Below are 1325 nucleotides of genomic sequence, written 5' to 3'. Positions count from 1 at the left end.
TATGCAGTGACCTGTCGGCACCCGCCTCGGATACCATCAAAAAATCCCTGTTATCACGAACCGCTTCATGGGAGCCGCGATTGATACTTGAAACTCACTTCAGATCTTCGAGATCAACGGACACGTCTCCGAAAGTCGCTCTTGGAATCGGACCTGGGACTCTCAACGACTGAACGTCAAGTGGGGCATGCATTTCGCCGAGAAGAAGATCATCCGTCGACCCGTCCGTCCTCCTAAGCCTGAACTCCCCAGTCACTGATACCCACGAATAGGCATACCGATTAAAAACGTCACGCTGGAGATCTATTGGGCCCCTGATGCGAACTTGGGTCTCATCAGTCACTCCAGCTTCGAACAGCTCCTTGCTGGAGTTCAATACAAAGAGCCCTCGACTAACTCCGAGATAGCCTTCCACGCGTATCGATTTCCCATCGAATAGACGGGGGGTCGCAGCCAGCGCCCGGAAGCCGACTCGGCAAGCTGGATTCTGACCGATCCCACAATCCTTTGCGGGCGGCGTCTGCCGTCCTTCCTGATCACCGCAACCGACCACGGAAATCGCCAAGAAGAAGGTCACGAAAAGCTGATAATTTATTCTCATTTCACAACCTCCGACACACCATCCTTGTTCAGCCTATAGACCCCCGACGGATCCGAAACGTAATTAATCGAATTTGTTTTCTTGTACGTTTCAACATCCCAATATGAGAATGGCGAGTAGGCACGATTGTATCCGTCCAATGCTGGATGCGTGTGGATATTGATCCCCCTACGAGAGGCCTACCGGCAGTCCCACCCAGCCAGTCCACGTCACGAACCTGACTGGATATCCCAATATCGGAAAGGTGAAAGGCACCGCTATTCTTCATCACGATTTCCGCACTCACTTCCCATCCGAATCTAACAGAGTACTTCTGATAAACCTTTGAAAAAATCTTGGCAGCGTTGTCTGAATTCGCGTTCGGAATTGACTCCATCTTTACCTTCGTAGCATCAACAACACCCTTCATGGCATCATATCGAGCCTGTGCATTTTCCTTTGTAAAGCCAGACGGGAGAGCCCCTCCGATTGCCGCCACTCTTACCCCGGCCGCAATGCCATTGTTTTATATTTTGCTCCCAGTAATAGCCTGCCGAGCATCCTTGGGCTGCCTTCCATCCGGATCAAGGAACCGATACGGGTTCCCCAGCGCATACGCGTAGCGCCCAAAAGCAGCCACTGATGAAGCTATTGGATCGGCGGATAGAAATGCCCCAGTCTCCACATCATAGTACCGCTGCTGCATGTAACTCAGCCCGGTCCCGGAGTCCGTCACATGCCCCGT

The 1325-nt window shown here is 52.3% G+C and carries 1 protein-coding gene; it reads right to left on the bottom strand.

Features of this window, described 5'->3' with window-relative positions; all coding sequences use genetic code 11:
- Nucleotides 1-1106: 1106 nt before the first annotated feature.
- A partial coding sequence (locus N5C25_RS20460) for an RHS repeat-associated core domain-containing protein (RefSeq protein WP_279937800.1) occupies nt 1107-1325 on the bottom strand: 219 nt, incomplete at its 5' end.

It is taken from the genome of Stenotrophomonas sp. GD03958, from assembly GCF_029839005.1.
Classification (GTDB): domain Bacteria; phylum Pseudomonadota; class Gammaproteobacteria; order Xanthomonadales; family Xanthomonadaceae; genus Stenotrophomonas; species Stenotrophomonas hibiscicola.
This window is presented reverse-complemented; position numbering and strand designations above follow the sequence as displayed.